At 42.8% G+C, this 19,333-nt stretch carries 19 protein-coding genes and 1 pseudogene; 13 read left to right on the top strand and 7 right to left on the bottom strand.

The features are described 5' to 3' along the window. Positions 1–135: 135 nt before the first annotated feature. Positions 136–369 carry a hypothetical protein gene (locus H6G97_RS31485; RefSeq protein ID WP_190944418.1) on the bottom strand — a complete coding sequence of 78 codons (234 nt, stop codon included), beginning with the start codon at positions 367–369 and terminating at the stop codon, positions 136–138. A 3-nt stretch (positions 370–372) separates the two neighbouring features. After that, positions 373–1,488 carry a ParM/StbA family protein gene (locus tag H6G97_RS31490; RefSeq protein ID WP_190944419.1) on the bottom strand — a complete coding sequence of 372 codons (1,116 nt, stop codon included), beginning with the start codon at positions 1,486–1,488 and terminating at the stop codon, positions 373–375. A gap of 231 nt (positions 1,489–1,719) precedes the next feature. Between H6G97_RS31490 and H6G97_RS31495 the strand changes: the two genes are divergently transcribed. Both H6G97_RS31495 and H6G97_RS31500 read left to right on the top strand, forming a co-directional pair. Continuing rightward, entirely contained in the window at positions 1,720–1,917 is a 198-nt protein-coding gene (locus H6G97_RS31495) for a ribbon-helix-helix domain-containing protein (RefSeq protein ID WP_190944420.1), read from the top strand. Between the two features lie 528 nt (positions 1,918–2,445). Continuing rightward, positions 2,446–5,382, top strand: a complete 2,937-nt coding sequence (locus H6G97_RS31500) for a plasmid replication protein, CyRepA1 family (protein ID WP_190944421.1) — start codon at positions 2,446–2,448, stop codon at positions 5,380–5,382. A gap of 364 nt (positions 5,383–5,746) precedes the next feature. Here the strand turns inward: H6G97_RS31500 and H6G97_RS31505 are convergent, their stop codons facing one another. Both H6G97_RS31505 and H6G97_RS31510 read right to left on the bottom strand, forming a co-directional pair. Continuing rightward, the gene (locus tag H6G97_RS31505) at positions 5,747–6,406 is read right to left on the bottom strand and encodes a hypothetical protein (protein ID WP_190944422.1); all 660 of its coding nucleotides are present in this window, start codon (positions 6,404–6,406) and stop codon (positions 5,747–5,749) included. A gap of 111 nt (positions 6,407–6,517) precedes the next feature. Continuing rightward, on the bottom strand, positions 6,518–6,973 hold the full coding sequence (locus H6G97_RS31510) for a hypothetical protein (RefSeq protein ID WP_190944423.1): 456 nt from the start codon (positions 6,971–6,973) through the stop codon (positions 6,518–6,520). 557 nt (positions 6,974–7,530) lie between these two features. Here H6G97_RS31510 and H6G97_RS31515 point away from each other — a divergent pair. The 5 genes from H6G97_RS31515 to H6G97_RS31535 all read left to right on the top strand — a co-directional run bounded on the left by H6G97_RS31515 (position 7,531) and on the right by H6G97_RS31535 (position 12,943). After that, positions 7,531–8,046 carry a plasmid mobilization protein gene (locus H6G97_RS31515; protein WP_242055470.1) on the top strand — a complete coding sequence of 172 codons (516 nt, stop codon included), beginning with the start codon at positions 7,531–7,533 and terminating at the stop codon, positions 8,044–8,046. After that, positions 8,027–9,559: a relaxase/mobilization nuclease domain-containing protein gene (locus H6G97_RS31520; protein WP_190944424.1), complete on the top strand. Its 1,533-nt coding sequence runs from the start codon at positions 8,027–8,029 to the stop codon at positions 9,557–9,559. The genes H6G97_RS31515 and H6G97_RS31520 overlap by 20 nt, the downstream gene beginning before the upstream one ends. A gap of 897 nt (positions 9,560–10,456) precedes the next feature. Beyond that, entirely contained in the window at positions 10,457–10,756 is a 300-nt protein-coding gene (locus tag H6G97_RS31525; protein WP_190944425.1) for a hypothetical protein, read from the top strand. Positions 10,757–11,255: 499 nt separating this feature from the next. Then, entirely contained in the window at positions 11,256–12,584 is a 1,329-nt protein-coding gene (locus tag H6G97_RS31530) for a calcium-binding protein (protein WP_190944426.1), read from the top strand. Between the two features lie 131 nt (positions 12,585–12,715). Further along, positions 12,716–12,943, top strand: a complete 228-nt coding sequence (locus H6G97_RS31535) for a hypothetical protein (protein ID WP_190944427.1) — start codon at positions 12,716–12,718, stop codon at positions 12,941–12,943. Positions 12,944–13,047: 104 nt separating this feature from the next. Here H6G97_RS31535 and H6G97_RS31540 read toward each other — a convergent pair whose 3' ends face one another. Then, positions 13,048–13,191: a hypothetical protein gene (locus tag H6G97_RS31540; protein ID WP_190944428.1), complete on the bottom strand. Its 144-nt coding sequence runs from the start codon at positions 13,189–13,191 to the stop codon at positions 13,048–13,050. Positions 13,192–13,362: 171 nt separating this feature from the next. On the opposite strand from H6G97_RS31540, the gene H6G97_RS31545 reads away from it, so the two are divergent. The 5 genes from H6G97_RS31545 to H6G97_RS53105 all read left to right on the top strand — a co-directional run bounded on the left by H6G97_RS31545 (position 13,363) and on the right by H6G97_RS53105 (position 16,807). Beyond that, positions 13,363–14,118: a ParA family protein gene (locus H6G97_RS31545; RefSeq protein ID WP_190944429.1), complete on the top strand. Its 756-nt coding sequence runs from the start codon at positions 13,363–13,365 to the stop codon at positions 14,116–14,118. Further along, positions 14,115–15,227 carry a ParB/RepB/Spo0J family partition protein gene (locus H6G97_RS31550; protein WP_190944430.1) on the top strand — a complete coding sequence of 371 codons (1,113 nt, stop codon included), beginning with the start codon at positions 14,115–14,117 and terminating at the stop codon, positions 15,225–15,227. The genes H6G97_RS31545 and H6G97_RS31550 overlap by 4 nt, the downstream gene beginning before the upstream one ends. A gap of 163 nt (positions 15,228–15,390) precedes the next feature. Then, positions 15,391–15,843, top strand: a complete 453-nt coding sequence (locus H6G97_RS31555) for a DUF6932 family protein (protein ID WP_190944431.1) — start codon at positions 15,391–15,393, stop codon at positions 15,841–15,843. Beyond that, positions 15,840–16,358: a helix-turn-helix transcriptional regulator gene (locus tag H6G97_RS31560; protein WP_338421875.1), complete on the top strand. Its 519-nt coding sequence runs from the start codon at positions 15,840–15,842 to the stop codon at positions 16,356–16,358. The genes H6G97_RS31555 and H6G97_RS31560 overlap by 4 nt, the downstream gene beginning before the upstream one ends. 338 nt (positions 16,359–16,696) lie before the next feature. After that, positions 16,697–16,807: a hypothetical protein gene (locus H6G97_RS53105; RefSeq protein WP_242055473.1), complete on the top strand. Its 111-nt coding sequence runs from the start codon at positions 16,697–16,699 to the stop codon at positions 16,805–16,807. 334 nt (positions 16,808–17,141) lie between these two features. Here H6G97_RS53105 and H6G97_RS31570 read toward each other — a convergent pair. Next, positions 17,142–17,933, bottom strand: a pseudogene (locus H6G97_RS31570) (IS5 family transposase). 236 nt (positions 17,934–18,169) lie between these two features. Between H6G97_RS31570 and H6G97_RS31575 the strand changes: the two are divergent. Further along, complete coding sequence (locus tag H6G97_RS31575) at positions 18,170–18,616, top strand: hypothetical protein (protein ID WP_190944432.1); 447 nt, start codon at positions 18,170–18,172, stop codon at positions 18,614–18,616. Positions 18,617–18,625: 9 nt separating this feature from the next. Here the strand turns inward: H6G97_RS31575 and H6G97_RS31580 are convergent, their stop codons facing one another. Beyond that, on the bottom strand, positions 18,626–18,784 hold the full coding sequence (locus tag H6G97_RS31580; RefSeq protein WP_422394237.1) for a tyrosine-type recombinase/integrase: 159 nt from the start codon (positions 18,782–18,784) through the stop codon (positions 18,626–18,628). Positions 18,785–19,333: the final 549 nt, after the last annotated feature.

Here is a 19,333-nt window from a genome sequence, read left to right on the forward strand (position 1 = left end):
TCCCTGCACCTCCCACGGCTGCGGCGATAATGAACATATTGTTTCTGCCAAGCTGCTGAACTCCGAAGTAGCCAAGGGCTAACGCTGCTGCTGTTGCTCCAATGCCTAAAACCGTGTTTCTGAATGTGGTTCTGCTCATGCTGCCCCTTTAAAATTAGTGACCATTGCGCTAAGTGCCAATTTATTGGGCTGGGTAGATTGCGGTGTTTCAACTTTGGGCGTTGTTTGCACATTACCGTGTTGAAAAATCAGCTTCTCTACACCTGCTGAAAGTGCTTGTGTTGGCGCATCTTTGGGTAAATCAAACATCTTGCACAATTCAATTACTGCTAGGTAGGAGATGGTTATACGCCGAGATTCATAATTCATTGATCAGGCTCCCCTCGATATTTGAGTTAATAGTTTCAACCCCAAGGCATTGATAAATTGGGGATTGTTCAAAATCACAAAGCCTAAACCGGCTAAGTTTTGATCCACCACTGGCAAGGAAACACCCCCACCCCAGGCGACAAGGTATTTAGCACGGTCTAGATAATTACCAGCAGTCACAAAGTTGGCGAATTTCTCAATCCTGTTACTCCACCACTCATCTAGACATTGGCTGTACTCGGTTTCAAACTTCTTGCCTGTGAGGTGGTTGCCGCCATAAGTGAAAGTGCCTTCAATAATCCCCTGGTTCACCAAGCTGGGCGAGTGTTTCACATCCTTGGACAGCAGACTCACTCGGTCGTTTCGTTTGTCTAGTGCCTCTGCAATCATCGAGTGCAGTTCACCGGCTCCACCTTCAATCAAGTGACGGTCAATCACTGCACCACTGCCGTTAAAGACAGTTACCAACCAAGTCGATGAACCGATATCGAGTGCGATCGCTAATTCTGAGGGGTCAAGTACCAGGGATGCTTCACCGAATAAGCAGTGGGCAATGCTGCCGAATCCTTCGGGATAAATGCCTGTGACTACGATTTCAACTGTCTTGGTGACAATGGAACGGGTTACAGGGTGCAGATGCTCAAAGGTGTGAGTCCCTTCAACTCTGCACTTAATCTCAGTCGCCCAGCGATCGGGGTTGTGGTTGCTCAAACTAATTTCTAGCTTGACCCCCGAAGGAATATTCAGAACTGCTAAGTCTGCAAGGATGCTTTCTAATGCCAGTTCTGCTTTTTTGGCTTTGTCCTCGTGTAACAGGGTGTGGTCACTTTGAGCTAGAGCCGCACTGCCCCAGAAGAATTGAACGTCTTTTAAGTCCAGGCGTGAACCTTCTACATATCGCAGCCATGCCCCATCTTTTGAGATGGTTTCGTGGTGCATGATGTTGCGGTTGCGAACAAGTGAGTATGCGGCAGGCATCATGATCGAAAAATCACCGATGATTGCCTTGCCATACCCTGCACCTGAGTCTTTTCCGGCGATGAGGTCAGTTAGCCCTGATTTGGCTAACAAATCCGCTTGAACTAGCCAATTTTTGGCATTGGAATATATAGCTGTCATGGTTCTGATGATTGTTAAAGTCTTGATTTTCCTGGCTTGGTGTTGATTTTTAGCTAAATCTAGACAAATCCAGGTATCCAGTTAGGGGTTCGCCTTAACTTCACTTTCTGGCTTCTGTTGCCTTTGTTGGGTGGCGTTTTTTGGCTGATACTGCTATAGTATCTACAGGTAATGAACTTTGTCAACTAGTAATGCACTAAGATGACAAACGTTATGAAGCGAGGGACAATAATGAACTGTAACTACTTTCAAATTTATGAAGTGCCTACAAAAAAGCCTAGAACCACGATTTATCTTGAGCCAGAGCTAATGCAGGCTCTTGAAGAGAGAGCGAAAGAGGAGAAGCGCACGGTTAGTAACTTATGCAATTTATTAATTGAACAAGCAATGAATGAGTGGTTAAACCAAAGGAAGAAGACAATCGGCTGACACAGCAGCCTTGAAGAAAACTTCCTTCCTTGAACAATGATCAATCTTTATTGAGTAATTTCAAGTAAAAAATCACAGTCTTATTTTATATAAGAGAGCCAAAAGTTCTGTAAAATCAGCGAATAGTGAAATGAAGCGTAAAACGGAGGTAAACAACAGCACCAAAAACTAAAAAGACAAAGCGCAACTAAGTAGTGAACGCTTTGCCTGATGTATAAAATTAAAGATTTCAAATATTGGGAAGCGGGGTTTATCTCTCGAAGACCAAAGAAGTGGACGGAAATTGAGAAGTCTAACCACTAATTGGCAATAGAGATTAGTCCGCGCTGCTTACTCATATTATATTAGCTGCTGTGGCAATTTATAAATTTCTGCTGGCAGATTTTGGCAGAAAAATTCATCAAATTGTGATTTAATCGTCCAAAAATTGGCAAATTAAAGCAATACAGCGAATTATGTAGATATAAGGTAAAGCAGCGCGATAACCCCTCCAAATAGTGAAAAACAACGTATTTGAGGGAAAAAGCTGTGAAAAATAGTAACTGTGGACTTAAAAAAATTGAAGTTACACAGAGGTACGAGATCATATCCCGTCCCTCTGACATAGAAGCGCACCATTGGAATGAATGGTTAGCCAGTGCTGTTGACCCTGGAATTATTGCGCTAAACGTCATTTCCGTATCGGGTAATGCCGCCTACGATTACCTGTTTTATGGTCAAAACGTCCCCCGCCGTAACGATGGACGACTCAGAGACGGGGTACTCAAGAAGTATCGCCACATCGAAGGACTCAACTGGTGGTGCAGTGGCGTTGACCCGCTTAACGATTATAGCCCCATGATGTGGGGCGGCATGAAGCCCGACCACCCCAGGCGCGACCTGAACAAAGTTTTTAAATTCATCAAGTATGAACACCCTCTAAGAGTGCCAACACGGGCATTCTTCCTGGCAGTACCAGATTACATCTGGGAGAGTGTGGCCGCACGATATGACTTGCCCATTAGCGATGAAGATAGGGCATTAGGCTTCTGGCATTGGGTATGGAAGTACAACATCCCAGTTGTGATTTGTGAAGGGGCCAAAAAAGCTGGGGCATTGCTCACTATGGGCTATGCAGCGATCGCCCTTCCTGGGATAAACAGTGGCTACCGCAATCCCAAAGATGAATTTGGACAGCCCACAGGTAATTTACACTTAATTCCAGAGCTACAACACTTCGCCACTCTTGCACGTAAATTCATCATCTGCTTTGACCACGACACCAAGCCAGAAACAGTTCAACGGGTGAATATTGCCATTAGCCAAACCGCTAAACTGTTAACGAAGTGCGGCTGTCAAGTCCTAGTGACACAGTGGAGTTACCCCGAAAAAGGCATTGATGACTTAATCGCCGCTAGGGGGCCAGCTGTTACTGATGAAATTATCTCACTAGCACTGACAAAAGAAAAATGGCAGGTCAAAGAGTACAGCCGACTCTCAATTGAGGCGGCACTCGTCCTCAATCAGCGTTACCTGGGAGCATTGACCATCCCGGAAACCGCTAAACTGATTTTACTCAAATCCGTTAAAGGTTCTGGTAAAACCGAGTCATTTGCCGCGATCGTTCAAGAGGCGATCGCCAACGGTCAACCCGTTATCCTCTTATCGCACAGGGTACAGTTAGCCCAAGCGATCGCTGACAGGGTAGGCATCCCCTACATCACCGAAGTCAGAAACAGCGAAACCGGGATTTTACTTGGTTTTGCGCTGTGTGTAGACAGTTTACACCCCAATGGACAAGCCAGATTTAACGCTGCCCACTGGAAAGAACCCTTAGTAATCATTGACGAATCTGAACAGGTGATTTGGCACTTGCTCTCTGCTAACACTGAAGTTAAGAAGCATCGAGTGGAAGTCCTTAACCAACTTTCCCAGTTGTTCAAAAACGCCTTCGCCCCAGGACGTGGTAAAGTCATCCTGGCTGATGCTGACTTATCTGATTTATCGCCAGAAATGGTTATGGGTCTAGCAGAAACCAACGTTACCCCTTGGGTTGTCGTCAACAACTGGAAGGGACAACCCTGGAACATCTACCACTACAAACAAACTACCCCGGTTAATTGGTTAGCTGCTCTGGAAGCCCACATCAAAACCGGGGGTAAGCCCTTTATTGCAGTTGATTGCCAAAAAGCTAAATCCAAATGGGGAACCAAAGTCTTAGAGGCGAGGTTTAAGAAACAATTTCCCGATCGCAAAATCCTTCGCATTGACTCCGAAACGATTGCCGACCCGCAACACGAAGCTTACAACTGCATCTCAAGATTAAACAAAGTGCTGCTGGAATATGACATTGTGCTGGCCTCCCCATCCATCGGCACAGGGGTCAGCATTGACATTTGGGGGCATTTTACCAGTGTTTGGGGATGCTTCCGGGGAGTAGCACCAGAAAATGCCACTCGCCAAGCCTTAGCCCGTGTCCGAGAGGCGATACCGCGTCATCTTTGGGTAGCCAGTCATGGCTTAGGAAAGATTGGCAACGGAGCAATTAACCTCAAATCCCTGTTAGCCTGTGAGCATAAACGCTTTCAAGCTAACTTGAAGCTGCTACAAAATGCTTCCTTGATTATTGACGGCGATGAAATCAACATTAACCGCACTGCCTTAAACGTTTTTGGCAAAATGGCCTGTCGCATTAATGCGGGTATGATTCATTACCGCGACACTGTGCTAGAAGAATTAGGCAACGAAGGCCATAACATTGTCGATGTCAATGACAACAAAATTCGCAAAAAGTTAAACAACGAAATCACCGCCCAAACAAATGAAGTTTACAACGGCGAATGTCAGGATATCATTGCTGCCGATACAACTGCGATGACTGCTGCCAAATATGAGGCGCTGCAACAACAACGGGCTAAAACCACAACTGAACGCCACATTGAGCGCAAATATAAGCTAGAACAGCGTTACGGTGTGGATGTTACCTCAGAACTCGTCAAAAAAGATGATCAAGGTTATTACCCACAACTGAGATTGCATTTTTACCTGAGCTTAGGCAGAGCGAAAGTTGCTGACCGCGATCGCAAACTGGGTGAAAAGATGCTTGCCTGTAAGAGTGCTTGGCTACCAGACTTTAACGGCGGTCAACTGGGTTTGGTAATTCATGCCTTGGAACTGTTCAACATCCCCCAATTCATCAAGGGCGATCGCGAATTCCGGGGAACTGATGCTGACCTAGTACAGATGGCTAACAATGCCTTGAGCGTGAAGTGGCAGGTGAAAACCGTTCTGGATATCACCCTCAATGACAATGACAGCCCCATCGTTATCTTAAGGCGATTGCTGAAGAAGATAGGGCTGAAATTGAAATACATCTGTCGTGATGGCACGGGCGAACGCCAACGAGTTTATCGTGTGGTTGAGGCTGACGATGGACGTGAGCAAATTTTCCAGAACTGGCTGGCTAAAGAGAAAGCCATAGCTTAACCGGAATCCTTAACTGTAAATCTATCAAAATGCTGTGCCAGTTGTAGCCTTTACCTACAGCTTAGTTGCCTCATGGAATAGTTGCGACTTTCGTACCATTTCCCCCAAGGCAAGCTTAATAATGTGGCAGTTAGGACTACCATTCGTCCCAAAATGCCTGTTTTCAGTTCCGTCCACTAACGGTAATTAAATAGATAAACAAATTTACTGGACAATCCACACTGGGCCAAAGTCATTGACCCATTAATCCCCAATAATGGATTTAAAGCCAGCCAGTCAGTCAGCCAGATACATCTTCGGCTTTTAGCGACTCAAAGGTGTTAACAGAAGGAAAGAAACTCAAAAGCTCACTAAAATTCGCTTATTAGTAAACTTCTTCTTCAAGTTCAAACCAGTGTTCTGCCCACTTTCGAGAAAAGAGCGACCCGACACGAGAGCAAAATGCTTTCAGTTGTTGTACCTCAGTATTACTGTATTCCTCTTTGGATAGGCGCTCCAATAAAAAGTTTGAAATCTCTGTGGGGGTTGGGGAGGTGTCATCTGACCAAAACTCTTCGTCGTCATCGATAATGCATGGGCAAGCTATTTCAAACAGAATCATCGAGCGCAGTAAGTAGTCAACTTCTGAAGTTGATTTATTTTTCAGGACAAGGAACAGAATTTCCTGATCTACAAGACAAAATATGCGATATAAGTCGCACCAAATATCATGATTATTCTGCCTAATATCTGAACAGACAGTAGATATATTTTCAATAGTTTGTGTATCAGTGGGGCTGAGTGTCTCCCGCCAGAACAATCTTGAGATAATTGACTCGGTGTTTTGGTCGATGGGAATCTCGATTTCATCTCCCAACGACTCGCTAGAGTTGCTCGTAGTAAAAAGCTCCCAACATAAGTTGTTAGGTAAATTGATTAAGGCATTTAGCAAAGGTGATATATCATTTTGTATATTGTTTTTGGTCAACTCACGAGCTTTTCCATAATTAGGGTCTAAAGTTCTGCGTCGTTTGGCTTCACCCATGTTGTGTTTCTCCTTAGAATAACTAGCTGTATCTGTTTGACTTCAAACTAAAAAAGAATAGCTGTAAGCTTCAGCGTTGCTATAGCTCATAAGGGCAAGAAATTTTGGTTATTAAGCTGATGTTTCCGTTGTAGCAGACGGCGATGAAGTAGCAGGTGGCTGTTGATTGGCAAGAGAAAGATTTTTTTTCTTACCCCTTCTGCTATTTGTAGGTAAATCCTGAACCTCACTAGCACTATCTACAGGTTCAGACTGAACCTCAGCAGTAATAATCTCGCCCTGGTTTTTCTTTTGACGGCGATGAGTGCTTTTCTTCAACTCACCCAATAAATATTTAATCCGTCCACCACTCAAGTTAATGCCCAGACCTTTCAGCATCTCTGAGACTTCATCATAACTATAGCCATACTTATCAGAGGTCAGCTTCTCAATATACCGTCTCATTTTCTTGATAGTCTCTCTGTCCGATACAGCTTCTCGTTCTTTCGGCTTCTGTTCTTTCAGCAGATTGATAGCCTTATCAATCTTCTCTTTCGTGATTACTTCTGAATTCTGATGTTCACTCATGGTTATCTCGTGAATCCCGATTAACTGATAATTATCGGCTATTTGAAATAATTTGTACCAATTGGTTTTCAAAATCCTACAAAAATCGGCTATTGCGGCTACGCCGAATTACCTTTTTGTACTACGGCTACGCCTTATATTTTTTAGTGTGGCAGCTTCGCTGGTAGTCTTATTCAAGCTAATGCTAAAAAATCTGACTATTACAGCTACGCTAAATCAGATAATTTTACTTAAAACAGCTACGCTGAATTATTTTTTCGTATTGCGGCTACGCCGGACTATTATATTGTGTGGCAGCTTCGCTGAATCAGAGAATTTTAATATAGCGGCTACGCCGTTTTTACCGACTCTGTATTGGCTACGCCAAACCAGAATTTATCTCCTGCTTGATTTGATTCAAATTCCTGCTACGCCGTTGCTATCCTCCTCTGTAAGTTGTAGGATGGACAGCAGCACGGCTATGCCTTTATACTTTCGCCCTCAGCCTCCTGCTGCGCCCTCCGTATAGCCGTAGCATTTGACACCTCACCCACCCAAAAATGGGCTAGAAGCCACCGATGCCTCAAAGCTTACGCTTTGTCTCGCTGCGCTCGAACGGCAAAGCTGGTTTAGTGGGGTTTCACCCCCCTAAAAACCCCCCTCGCAATGTCCCTCAATCTTCTCCACTTATGGCGAACCGCAAGCAGTCAAAAGCTCTAGTCCGAAAGCATATTTTTTCAGTTCCCTTGAGCGATATCGAACTGGATATGATTCGTATTAAATCACAAGACGCGGGGATGTCAGCGAGTGAACTGATGAGGCGCAATGCGTTGATGCGTCCATTACCCAAACGACTAAGTAAAATTAGCCTGCAAACATATTGGGAATTAGGACAAATCGGGAACAACCTAAACCAGCTTGTAAAGGCAACCAACACAGCTATAAAAATTGGGCGAACTTTACCTGCTGATCCAGAACTATTAAGAGAACTTTTAGAACTGCTGCATCAGTGCAGACGAGACATTGCCTCGGATGATGTTGATGATGAAGATTCGGAAGAGGAAGAGGAAGAGGATGATTGGGAAGCAGACTAAGGGTAGAGGTTTTCGCAAGCTGTTGGATTATCTAGAATCACGCGAAGATGCCAAACTCATCGGCGGCAATATGAGCGGGAGAAATGCTCGTGAGTTAGCGCGGGAATTTAAGCTGTCGAGACAACTAAATTCTGACGCAGAACGTGTTGTTTACCATGTCTCGTTGTCAGCAGCTAAAGACGATAAATTAGATGATGAAAAGTGGAGCGAAATCGGCGACCGTTACATGAAGGAAATGGGCTTTGATGCCAATCAGTTTGTCATCTTTCGCCACCATAACACCGATGACGACCACATCCATATTGCAGCCAGCAGAATCAGGATGGATACTGGGCTTTTAGTCCATGATTCCTGGGATTATTTACGCTCTGAGAAAGTCCTGCGACAGATTGAGCAGGACTATGAATTAGTACAAGTCCAGGGCAGTAGAGAGAAACTGAATCGTACACCCAGCACCGGACAAATTAGACGCATTAGACGAGAACAAGAAGAATTTTCACAGGGACAACGCGACTCTCCTCCACAACGCACCATCAAAGAGTCAGTTCAGCAGACAATTGATAGGGCCAGAGTTGATAATCCCCAAATGCCAACGCTGATCTTGCGGTTGCAACAAGCTGGCATTAGCGTCAGAACAGGATTCACTAGGAATGGTAAGTCTAAAGGTATTTCTTATGAGAAAGATGGGCAAGCTTTCAGTGGCACACAATTAGGCGCAGCTTATACCTTCCCCGGTTTGCAAAAACATCGCGGTGTTGACTACCAACCAGAACGTGATGATGAACCTATTCATAAATTGCTGCTCAAACCTGTTAAACCACTCCCAGTTGAGCAGTTAGAAAAACTCTTTCAAGAAATTGAACGCAAACAACAACAGCCTCAGTTTACGCCACCACCAGAGGATAAAGTTGTTTGGCAAGTATTACACAAGTACTTAAGCGAGAAACGCTATATACCAGATTATATTCTCCAAGGATTACATAATAATCAGTTGCTTTATATGGATGAGCAACGAAATATTTTGTTTGTCAAGCGTGATTTAGATGGTGAAAAAACTGGCGCATTAGTTTGGTCAAAGCCTAGAGAAAATCATCGGACTGTGGAGTACGACCAAAACACCTCTACACAAAAAGGTTGGTTTTATCTGAGATTGGGAGGGCAACCAACGGACAAGGTAGAAAACGTCTTTTTGTGTTCTACACCAATTGATGCGATGTCAGCAGCCACTTATCTGATCTCAAGTTGTAAAGGGCTACCACCAACTAGAACCATGTTGATAGTAGCTGATGACCCGAATAACCTACCTATGGAATTTCTCAAGACTTTCAATAGGGTTGTCGTAGCATTCAATAATGATGAACTTGGTAATAAAACAGCTAGTGCAGTATTAGAATTGTTGCCACAGGGTAAAAGGCTCAAAACCCATAATCCTGATTGGAGCCAGGAATTAGAAGCTCATCTGTTGGAGGAGCAACAAAAGCTCAGACAGCAAGACCGTGGTTTTAGCCTGTGAGCCACGCGGAGCGTAGACCGAACTCGTTGCCGCGATCGCTCCGCTTTAGTTTTTACTAGCTGGGCAGTTAAGAGAGCAGTTTTTTGAAGTACGATTGCAACATAAATGTATTATTGATTCTCAATAATTTTGAAGTTATTGAGAATGAATCCAGCGTTCAAAATGTGCTGTAAGTCATTGTTAGTAAACATTACGCCAGAATTTTCTCTAAAAGTCTTATGCTCAACTGGTAGCAGTAGGGCTACTGTATAGCTACCAGTTGGGGAATCATCAAATTTTCTTTCAACTCGCTTTTTTACTGCTCAACTGGTAGCGGTGTGTCACCAGTTGAGCTACCCAACAGCTACCACTTGGGCAAGGTATTTAGAACTACTATTCCAATACTGGTAAACTACATAAAACCTATGTAATAAGTGGTGTTTACAGCATAGCTTTGGTGTAATTCAAAAGTGGAGTGCAGTTTTAGTACTACAAAAGTAGTTATTGAGTATTATTAGTTGACGTTGATTCAAAGTTTTTTTAGTTTTGGTTCAAAAAATGGGTTTTATTTTTTTGCGTACTGTGCGGAAGTTTTGGTCAGGAATTTTTGGCGGAGAAATCAGGGTGATAAATGAGGTTTTTGGGGTCTAAATCCTTACATTTACCTTGTGTTTACCTTGTAAATACCTTGGAGATGCCATTGCAGAACCTTATTTTTGGCAAAAAAGAAGGATTTTGTAAAAAACGGTGATTTTCAGTGTTGAAGGTGCAAATAAATCCTTATATTTGCCATTGGAATGCCATTGCAAAACCTTATAAATGCCTTTTTAAGAAAAATCCTTGTAAATACCTTATAAATTCCATTCGAGTAAATTAATGCTTCGGGTGCGAAGTTTTTCGTCAGCCAAAAAAATTAGTATGATTTCGCCACCTGCACGTAGAAAATCTCTAGGGGCAAGATGTCTATTGATAAAAAGGAACTGGGATGACCTGGATCACTTGCCCTTTGAACTCCTCAGAAATATCAGCAGAATTGGACTGGCATCTAATAACGATTCGCAGGGAAATGAAACATCTCTTGTTGTTCAGGAAAAGTTACCCCAGGCTAAAATAATTGCACCCAAGGGACAAAGTTGGAATGAGGTTTTTGTTAGAGAGCGGCGGCAGCAGCAAGAGATAGTGGAGCAAAAGCAACGCTCTAGGGGTTTTAGTTGGTAATCTAAGTAATCAACCCCCGTGGAAGTTAAAGGTACGCGAGGGAGGGGCTTTGCCCCGTCCCTCTGGACTCCCTCCCCAATGCCAGTTGTTGACCGAGCGCTGTACAAAATCCTTGGTGGGGCCAACTAGATACGGGAGCAGCGCTCAGTCATCGCTTTGCTACAACTGGCAAGCGATAGAAAATGAGGTAAGAAATAGCTTTTTTATAAAGGCTGTCAATCGCTTGTAGTAAAGGTTTAGGGCTGCCAGGGCTGCGAAGCTTCCTTAGCTCAGTCGGGGCTGGCAGAGTGGAAAAGTATTGAGCTAATGTTTCCATCTCTATTGTCCCATCAACCGATCCGTAGTGGATATTTATACAATATATTTCTTGAGACATATTGTACTAATACTTAATTGCTGATAAGTGTTAAGTAATAAAATTTTCTACCCAAGGTAAGTAGACGCATAGCTAACAACCGAAACACCAATTTCCTATTCAGAATTGAGGAGACTAACTACTGTGGTTAAACTTATAGTTCCCCCTAATGTAATTGGTACTTGCAGAGCCGACACTGTTGTAGGGAAAGAGAAGGCTGATACTTTGGCTATTGGTATTCAAGTTTTAAATGAGGGGATTATTGACACTTATTCAGGAAACGATACTATCACTGGTACTGGGACGCTCAGTTCAACTGTCGGTAGCGCTACAGGTATCTCCAACCGTGGCATCATTAAAAGCGGGAACGGAGACGACAAAATTAGGGGTATTGCTAGTAGAACCAACCTTTCCCCAGGAAACATTAGTAGTTTAATTGGTATTGAAAACTTCTCCGGCATAATTACGACTGGGAGCGGAGATGATTCGATCATCGGTATAGCTACTGGCGGTTTGTCTGATATTGGAATCTTCAACACAGGTAATGGTGTTATTAACACCGGGGATGGAGACGATAAAATTATTGGAAGTGGTATTTGCGAGATTAACGACGGCAACGTTGGAATTGGCATCTACCTTAATAATGGTACTCTTATCGATGCTGGGAAAGGAAATGATTCCATTATCGGTACTGGCATTAGTAACAAAAGCAACGCTGGACGCGGTATTAATGTCTTTATTGGGGCCGCTATCAAAGCCGGGGATGGGGATGATTCTATTATCGGTAGTACCACTGCCAGTCAAGCAATTGGCATTACCAACATAGGCAGCAACATTAGTGGCGGAAACGGAAATGATTTGATCATAGGTACTGGCATTGACGTTGGCGAAGTCATCGGTTATGGAATTGACAATAGTAACTTTCTTAATGAAGAAGATGAGGATTTCATCAAGGGTACTATCGATGGCGGCGATGGTGACGATTCCATTATTGGTATTGGCATCTCCAGCAGCTTCGGAGTTGGAATTAACAATCTGTCTGGAAAGATTGATGGGGGCAAAGGTAACGATAAGATATTTGGCTATGGAACTAATGTGGGAATACAAGGCGGAAGTGCAACTATCATCGGAATCGATGGCGGCATTGGTAATGATTACTTCAAGTCAAGGAAGGTAGACGGTCTTGATGCAGATGGCAATTCCATTGAGAGTGCAAATCAAGGTGGCTCTATTAGCAATATTCTCATTGCTGGGGGAAAAGGAAATGATATATACGATGTTGGCTATGGCAATGCCACACTTGATGGTGGTCAGGGCTTTGATACTTTGATATTACTTGGCTCCTCTAACAATTACAGCATTCAAAACAGCAACGGAAGTTCAACTTTTGTACGTGATGGTTATACCCTAACCGCCTTGAATATTGAAAATATAGTTTTCGCGTCTGAGCCGTTAGGCGCATTTGTTGTTTGAGGCAATATAATTCAATTCCTTTTCCCATGCTGGTGAACGCCAGTCAATTCCTGATTAAGAGGCTAAAAAACACAAGAGAGTAGTATTCTCGATTTCTCAAACATTTAGTGAAAGGAGAAACGTTTCTCCTAATGAACCGACAAACTCGTTGCCGCTTCGCTCGACTCATGCGGAAGGAAGAGTCGTGCTGCGGGGCGGTTCCTGGTACAACTATCCTCTGCACTGCCGTTCCGCGTCCCGCAACGTCTTCGAGGGGACGGAGCGCGACGATGTTCACAAGGAGTTTGGTTTTCGTGTTGTCTGCTCTGTTGGGAGGATTAATCGGTAGCCATTTATACTTTAGCCCTTTAGCCCTTTAGGGGTGAGATCAGTGAGCCTGACATTTGCCGCCACTTTACTCTCGAAAAGCTTGTCTGATAAAGCTTCTAGTCAAAAATCTTACTTTTACCCAAATCTATTGGATTTAGCCGACTTGACGTATCCGGCGAAAATAAAGGTTTTGGGTTTTGGGGGTATGTTCCACCTTCAAGCCACTTTCTAAATACTGCTGGATTTCGACCAAGGTAAGTTTTGGAAGTTTATCGACTTGAGGGAACGAAATCATCACGCACACCATCCTCCCCGCAAGTCCAGCGTCCTTGCCTAATTAAATCGGCTATAACCTAATATAATGATCGCATTTTCAAATAAAATAGCAGCGACGAACAAAAATAAACATTACCAATTGGCAGATTACCGTTATCTTAGGGTGTAACGGTGCAGGTAAACCAACTCACTTATGAGCCGAATCATCGCAGTTTTTAATCAGGCGGGAGGTGTTGCCAAAACCACCCTTACCCAAAACCTGGGCTACCAAATAGCGCAATTGGGTCATCGCGTTCTGCTCATCGACATAGATCCCCAAGCCAGCTTGACTATCTTTATGGGCTTGGTTCCAAGAGACATAGAGCAAACTGTCAACAATGCCATTGTGGATGAACAACCTCTGCCAATTCATGAGGGGATTCACGGCATGGATTTAGCCCCTGCTAACATCTCTCTTTCTACGGCAGAAATGCAATTGATTAGTGCTTCCATGCGCGATTTCCGCTTGAAAGAAGCCATCGAGCCAATCCAAGAGAATTACGATTTCATCCTCATAGATTGCCCTCCCAGCTTAGGGCTACTAAGTTACATCTCCCTTGTAGCTGCTACCCATGTTCTCGTTCCCCTAGAAACCCATTTCAAAGCCTTTGAGGGAACAGGCGAATTACTAAAAACGGTTGCTACAGTACGTAATAAACCAAACCGCAAATTGCAAATAGCCGGATTTGTGCCGACAAAATACGATGCCCGTAACTCTCAGGACACTCGCACCTTAGCAGCCATCACCGAACAGCTAGCAAGCGCCGGAACTGTCTTTGCCCCGATTCCTCGCTCTACTGCTTTTGTTGATGCTTCAGAGGAACGAATGCCCCTTGCAGTTTACGAACCAAAGCACCCATCTGTCGCCATCTTGAAAAAAATAGCCGTTAGTTTAGAATCATTGAAATGAGACGCACTAATAAAGCAAGCCAACCTCTCAAAAGCAAAATTGATGTACCTTGGGACACTACAGGCGTATCAAATGCTGGTTCTCCCCAATCCATGCCGTTAGACCAGATTGTTCTGCCTGCCACACAACCGCGCCGTTATTTTGACTCAGAAGCATTAAAGCAGTTAACTGAATCCATCAAACAGCATGGCATTCTCCAACCCATTTTAGTACGTCCCCTTGATGGAGAAAAACACGAATTAGTAGCAGGAGAGCGGCGCTATCGTGCTGCCCAAGGGATTGGGTTAAAAGAAGTTCCCGTTGTCATCAGACAATTAGACGATAACGCCGCTTTTCAATTTGCACTTATAGAAAACTTACTTCGAGAAGACCTCAACCCAGTTGAAGAAACTGAAGGTATCCTGCAACTGCTGTCTCTCAAACTAGGTCGAAGTGTTGAGGAGATGCCCCCATTACTGTATCGTCTACAACGTCTACAGAACAAAGCATCTACAGCTACCCATAACGTTATGGGCGCTCCCGTTGTTGATAGTGATGAACCTACCCATAACGTTATGGGCGGAGTTGAAACTGATTCTACCAATAACGCTATCAGCGACGATGAAGGCGATATTGAGCTATCTACCCATAACGTTATGGGCGAAACCGAAACGGATGATTCAACCCTTAATCATGAGCCTGCTGTAAACCAAGACCTCAAAATCGTTGAATCTGTGTTTGAAGGCTTAGGGTTAATGACCTGGGAATCTTTCGTTAAGAACCGTCTACCCTTGCTCAACCTCCCAGAAGATATCCTTGATGCGCTAAGGGAAGGCTCACTTGAGTACACCAAAGCTAGAGCGATCGCCCAGATTCAGAAATTAGATGAGCGTGTTGAGTTTTTAGAACAAGCTATTGCTAACAACTGGTCTTTAAGCGAAATTAGACAGCGCATTAGTGAGAAGAAAGCCGCAGCATCTACCTCTAACACCGAGTCGAACAATTACAAAGAACGTTTTACTGCTGCGACTACCAAACTAAGAAAATCGCGCATTTGGTCAGACCCGAAGAAGCGCAAGCAAATAGAAAAACTACTTGCACAATTGGAGACGCTGACAAAGAAAAGGTAAGCTTCGGTTGCTACTGCTCCTAGTCCTCCTTGGGCGATCACCTTCTGCCTCACTACTCCTTAATCACTTTAACCCTTGTGCGGGGTTTGGCTTTTAACTGAGATTTTTAAATAATTATGGGACACTTCTAACTGGATAATAAAGCTGTGTTAGGGTGTGAGGAATGATTCCAGAATTTGACGAAAGTGGTAATTTACCACCAGGGGTGCATTGGGCAGAATGGGATGAATTTAAAGAAATATTTGGTACAAATTTAACTAGACAGCGCATGGTAGATGGTTTAGAACTAGCAATGATGCAATTAAAAGCAGCAGGCTGTAGAACTATTTATATTGATGGTAGTTTCGTCACCAGCAAACAAAAGCCTGGAGACTTTGATGCTTGTTGGGAGGACAATGGAGTTGATATAAATTACCTAGAATCTATTGCTCCTGCTTTATTTAATTTTGCGCTGCGGCGTGCTGAACAAAAAATTAAGTACAAGGGTGAAATCTTTCCGTCAAATTATCCAGCTAATGATTCCGGTACAGCCTACATAGATTTTTTTCAATTTGATACCAGAACCAATACGCGCAAAGGAATTATTGCTATAGATTTACAAAGGTGGAAACCATGATGATCAAAAACGAGCAACAGTATCAAAATTCCTTAAATTGGTTGCAACGCTTTGAACAGTCTATAGCGGAATTAGATAGCAATGAACAATTGAAGGCAGAACCAGAACGGTGGAAGCTGCACCGAGACTCATACCAGAGTCAAGTTGACGAGTTAAAGTTAGAAATTGCCGAATACGAAAGACTTATTAATTGCGATACTAGCAAGCCTTTAAAAATTCAAGTTGATTCTTTAAATAAATTGCCAAATGCTTTAATCAAAGCTCGTTTAGCAGCCAAAATTAGTCAGCAAGAATTAGCTGATAGATTGGGAATTGATGAACAAAGAGTTTATGAGTATGAGGATACAGATTATCAATGTGCCAGTTTTGTAGAAATCCTCGAAGTCAGCACTGCTTTGGGGGTGGAATTTGAAGCCGCAACCGTCCAAGTGGATTTTGTAGAAATAGAGGCAGTTAAAAAAAGTGTGGACAAATGGCGCAAAGAAAAAATGAATGTAAAAACTAAAGCTTCATAAGTGGAGTTAACAGGATGACATTATTGAGATCCAAAACTGTAGTAATCGCACTGTGGCGGATTGCAAATTTAGTGAATGGCCTTTTATTGAAGTGCTGGAGTTCTACAGTATTAAGAAACTGAGTAATTAATTGCTTACCAAGGTGTGTCAGAATCCAGGTATAACAAGAGTTTAATCGGGGTGCGACAGCATAACCTTCTTGAGAGGTCGGGGCTGACAAAGTACCAGAAATCTGCTTAGTCTTCTCAAAAAATTATTAGCATTAGACTTGTCAGAAATATTAACTTAGGAAACCAAAACGAGAATTAACTCAACAGCAAAAATATGAAAATAAAGTTTTGTCCAGTAATCGGATATTTATTGAGCATTTAATTAGACTACTGAAAATATTTCGGGTTGCTTCACAAAGATTTCGACTAAGAATTGACACTTCTGAGCAGATTTTTTAACAGTTTGTGGATTAGTTAGATTAAGAATTGGTAGCTTATTTCTGCCAACTTAGCTACTAAGAATAGCCAAGAAATTATAAAAAATAGGAGTTAAGTTTTATGCCTTTAAACTAACAGTAACTATCTCAAAGCCTGATCGCTACGTTTTTACGCAACTATCAAAGTTTTGCCTCAAAGCTTTGAACGTCTGGCTTTGCAGTTTTCGGACAAGTCTATTATTAATTTAAGTTGCTGGTGCTTATGAGATAAATGACTTCGTTGTACAATATAATTGTTGGGAAATAACGTAAAAAATCGCTGAGAGGCTGTTTGAAAAGTTTTGAACAGTCAAATATTATGCTAGCCGCCTCACCATGATACGGATCATGGCAAGGTAGAGAAAAGTCTCTGATGTTTGGGGCAATAATTCATAGTCTCTGACCAATCGCCGACATCCCATCAACCAACCAAAAGTCCGTTCAACGACCCAACGTTTTTTAAGTACAGTAAAGCCCTTAGTTTGTTCTGGTCGTAGAACTACCTGCACAATTCAACGGCAAAAATTCATTACCCACTGCATAAACGGTTCCCCATCAAAGCCACCATCGACCCAGATCGTTGTCAATCGAGATACTTGCTTTTTAGATTGTTTGACTCTTTTAAGAACTTTTTTACCCCCAGAACGCTCACCTGCATTGGCAGCCGTAACCAATACCCGCAACACTAACCCCAAGGTATCGACCGTTAGAAATCGCTTACGCCCTTTGATTTTCTTTCCTGCATCGTAGCCTACGCCTTCGTGTACCATTGCAGCAGTTTTCACACTTTGACTATCGATGATTGCCTCCGATGGACTTCGATGGCGCTCAATATCAATCCGAGTCCAGTCTCGTAGACTATCGTGGATGTTCAACCACGTCCCGTCTTTACGCCAGTCACGAAAATATGTGTACACTGTTTGCCAAGGAGGAAAGTCTCCAGGTAACGAGCGCCATCTGACTCCCTCAACCAAGACATAAAAAATGGCGTTCAAGACTTCCCAAATATCCACTTCACGCGGACGACCACCCCTTTTAGGTTCTGGAATCATATCACTGATCAATTCATATTGGGCGTGTGTCAGGTTACTGGGGTATGCTTTACTCATGTCGCTCTTTCATTGCTGTGATTTTGCTATTCGCAGCTTACACTGAGAGAGCTTTTTTACATAATACTTGACTTTTCAAACAGCCTCTGAGATGCTTGTAAACAAAGGTTCCATGTATTTTGGTTCCTAACAGATGAAATGTATGCCATGACTGAGTTATAGACATTTTTTGGCTTAATTCCCAATAACTTTAATACTGACTTAATTGAAAAAATAATATACAGGTGTGAAAGTTTATGAAAGCAAGTCCTAAAACGAAAGTTGCTTTGACAGCAGGCATCATGCTAGGTGGTATGACGATGCTATTACCGAATGTTGCCCTTTCACAAAGCGCTACCCCAGGTAACATTACAGGGCGGTGGAGTGGAGTAGGCGATGACACTTCGATTACTCTCCGAATTACACAAACAGCAAACAATGTGATTTCCGGTACAATGATTGACAATGGTACAACATCACCAGTAAGAATTGAAGGGTTTTATATACCTTCTACACGCCGTATTGTATTTGTACGTATACCTGCTAATAGCAGCATTCCATTTCAATTCTACGATGGCTGGATTTCTCAAAGAGGGTTACGAATAGGAGGTCATTTAAGCGTGTGGACTATTGGAAATGGTGCTTCCGCTAATGGAGTTGATTTTCCCTTCAACTTTACTAAGGTTTCTGACTTTCCAAACTAGCCCTGTTTACTAAAACCCAATCACCGAAACAGCTTTTCGCTTTTGCTCTGGCGTGACCTCTAGATATCGCTGCAACGTCCCCAGGTCACTGTGACCAGAGATTTCTTGAATAGTTCTCAAAGGTATTCCGGCGCTGGACATCTGCGCTCTGGCAGTTCGCCTAATGATAGAAAGCCAGAATAATTAATATTCGTGCTGCTGACAGAGAAATTGGAAAGCTGACAACTTTTCATAACTAAAATCCAAGCGTATGCTCAAAACATACCCTTAATTTTTGGTTAATTATCTGAACTATCTGATATTTTTATTGTAGTTTATCGTAATCTGCTTTATTAATTTGTACAACATAATCCCAATTACCAAGACCTGTACTTAAATCATTTTTCAAAGATAAATATATATTATCTCCGTTTTCTTTTATTGCATATATAAACTCTTTCTTTTCGTTTACATAACTGGCAAAATAAGTCTTATTTAAAGAATTTAAAAAATATAATCTTCCATCAAAACCTTTAGCATTTACAACAATTGTAGTAACCGTTCACAGGATAAGAAACGCTACAGTCAAAAATGGGTTACTGAGATGGTAGATTAAGAGGCATGGATGAAAACTGCCTCGCCTACGGAATTGAAATTTCCGACTCAGATTGGGAAAAGACTCCAGCCAGCATCAAACAACTGGTGGAGAAAATGGGGCAGCATATAAAGCAATCAGAA

This window comes from Nostoc flagelliforme FACHB-838 (assembly GCF_014698065.1).
GTDB classification, from domain to species: Bacteria; Cyanobacteriota; Cyanobacteriia; order Cyanobacteriales; family Nostocaceae; genus Nostoc; species Nostoc flagelliforme_B.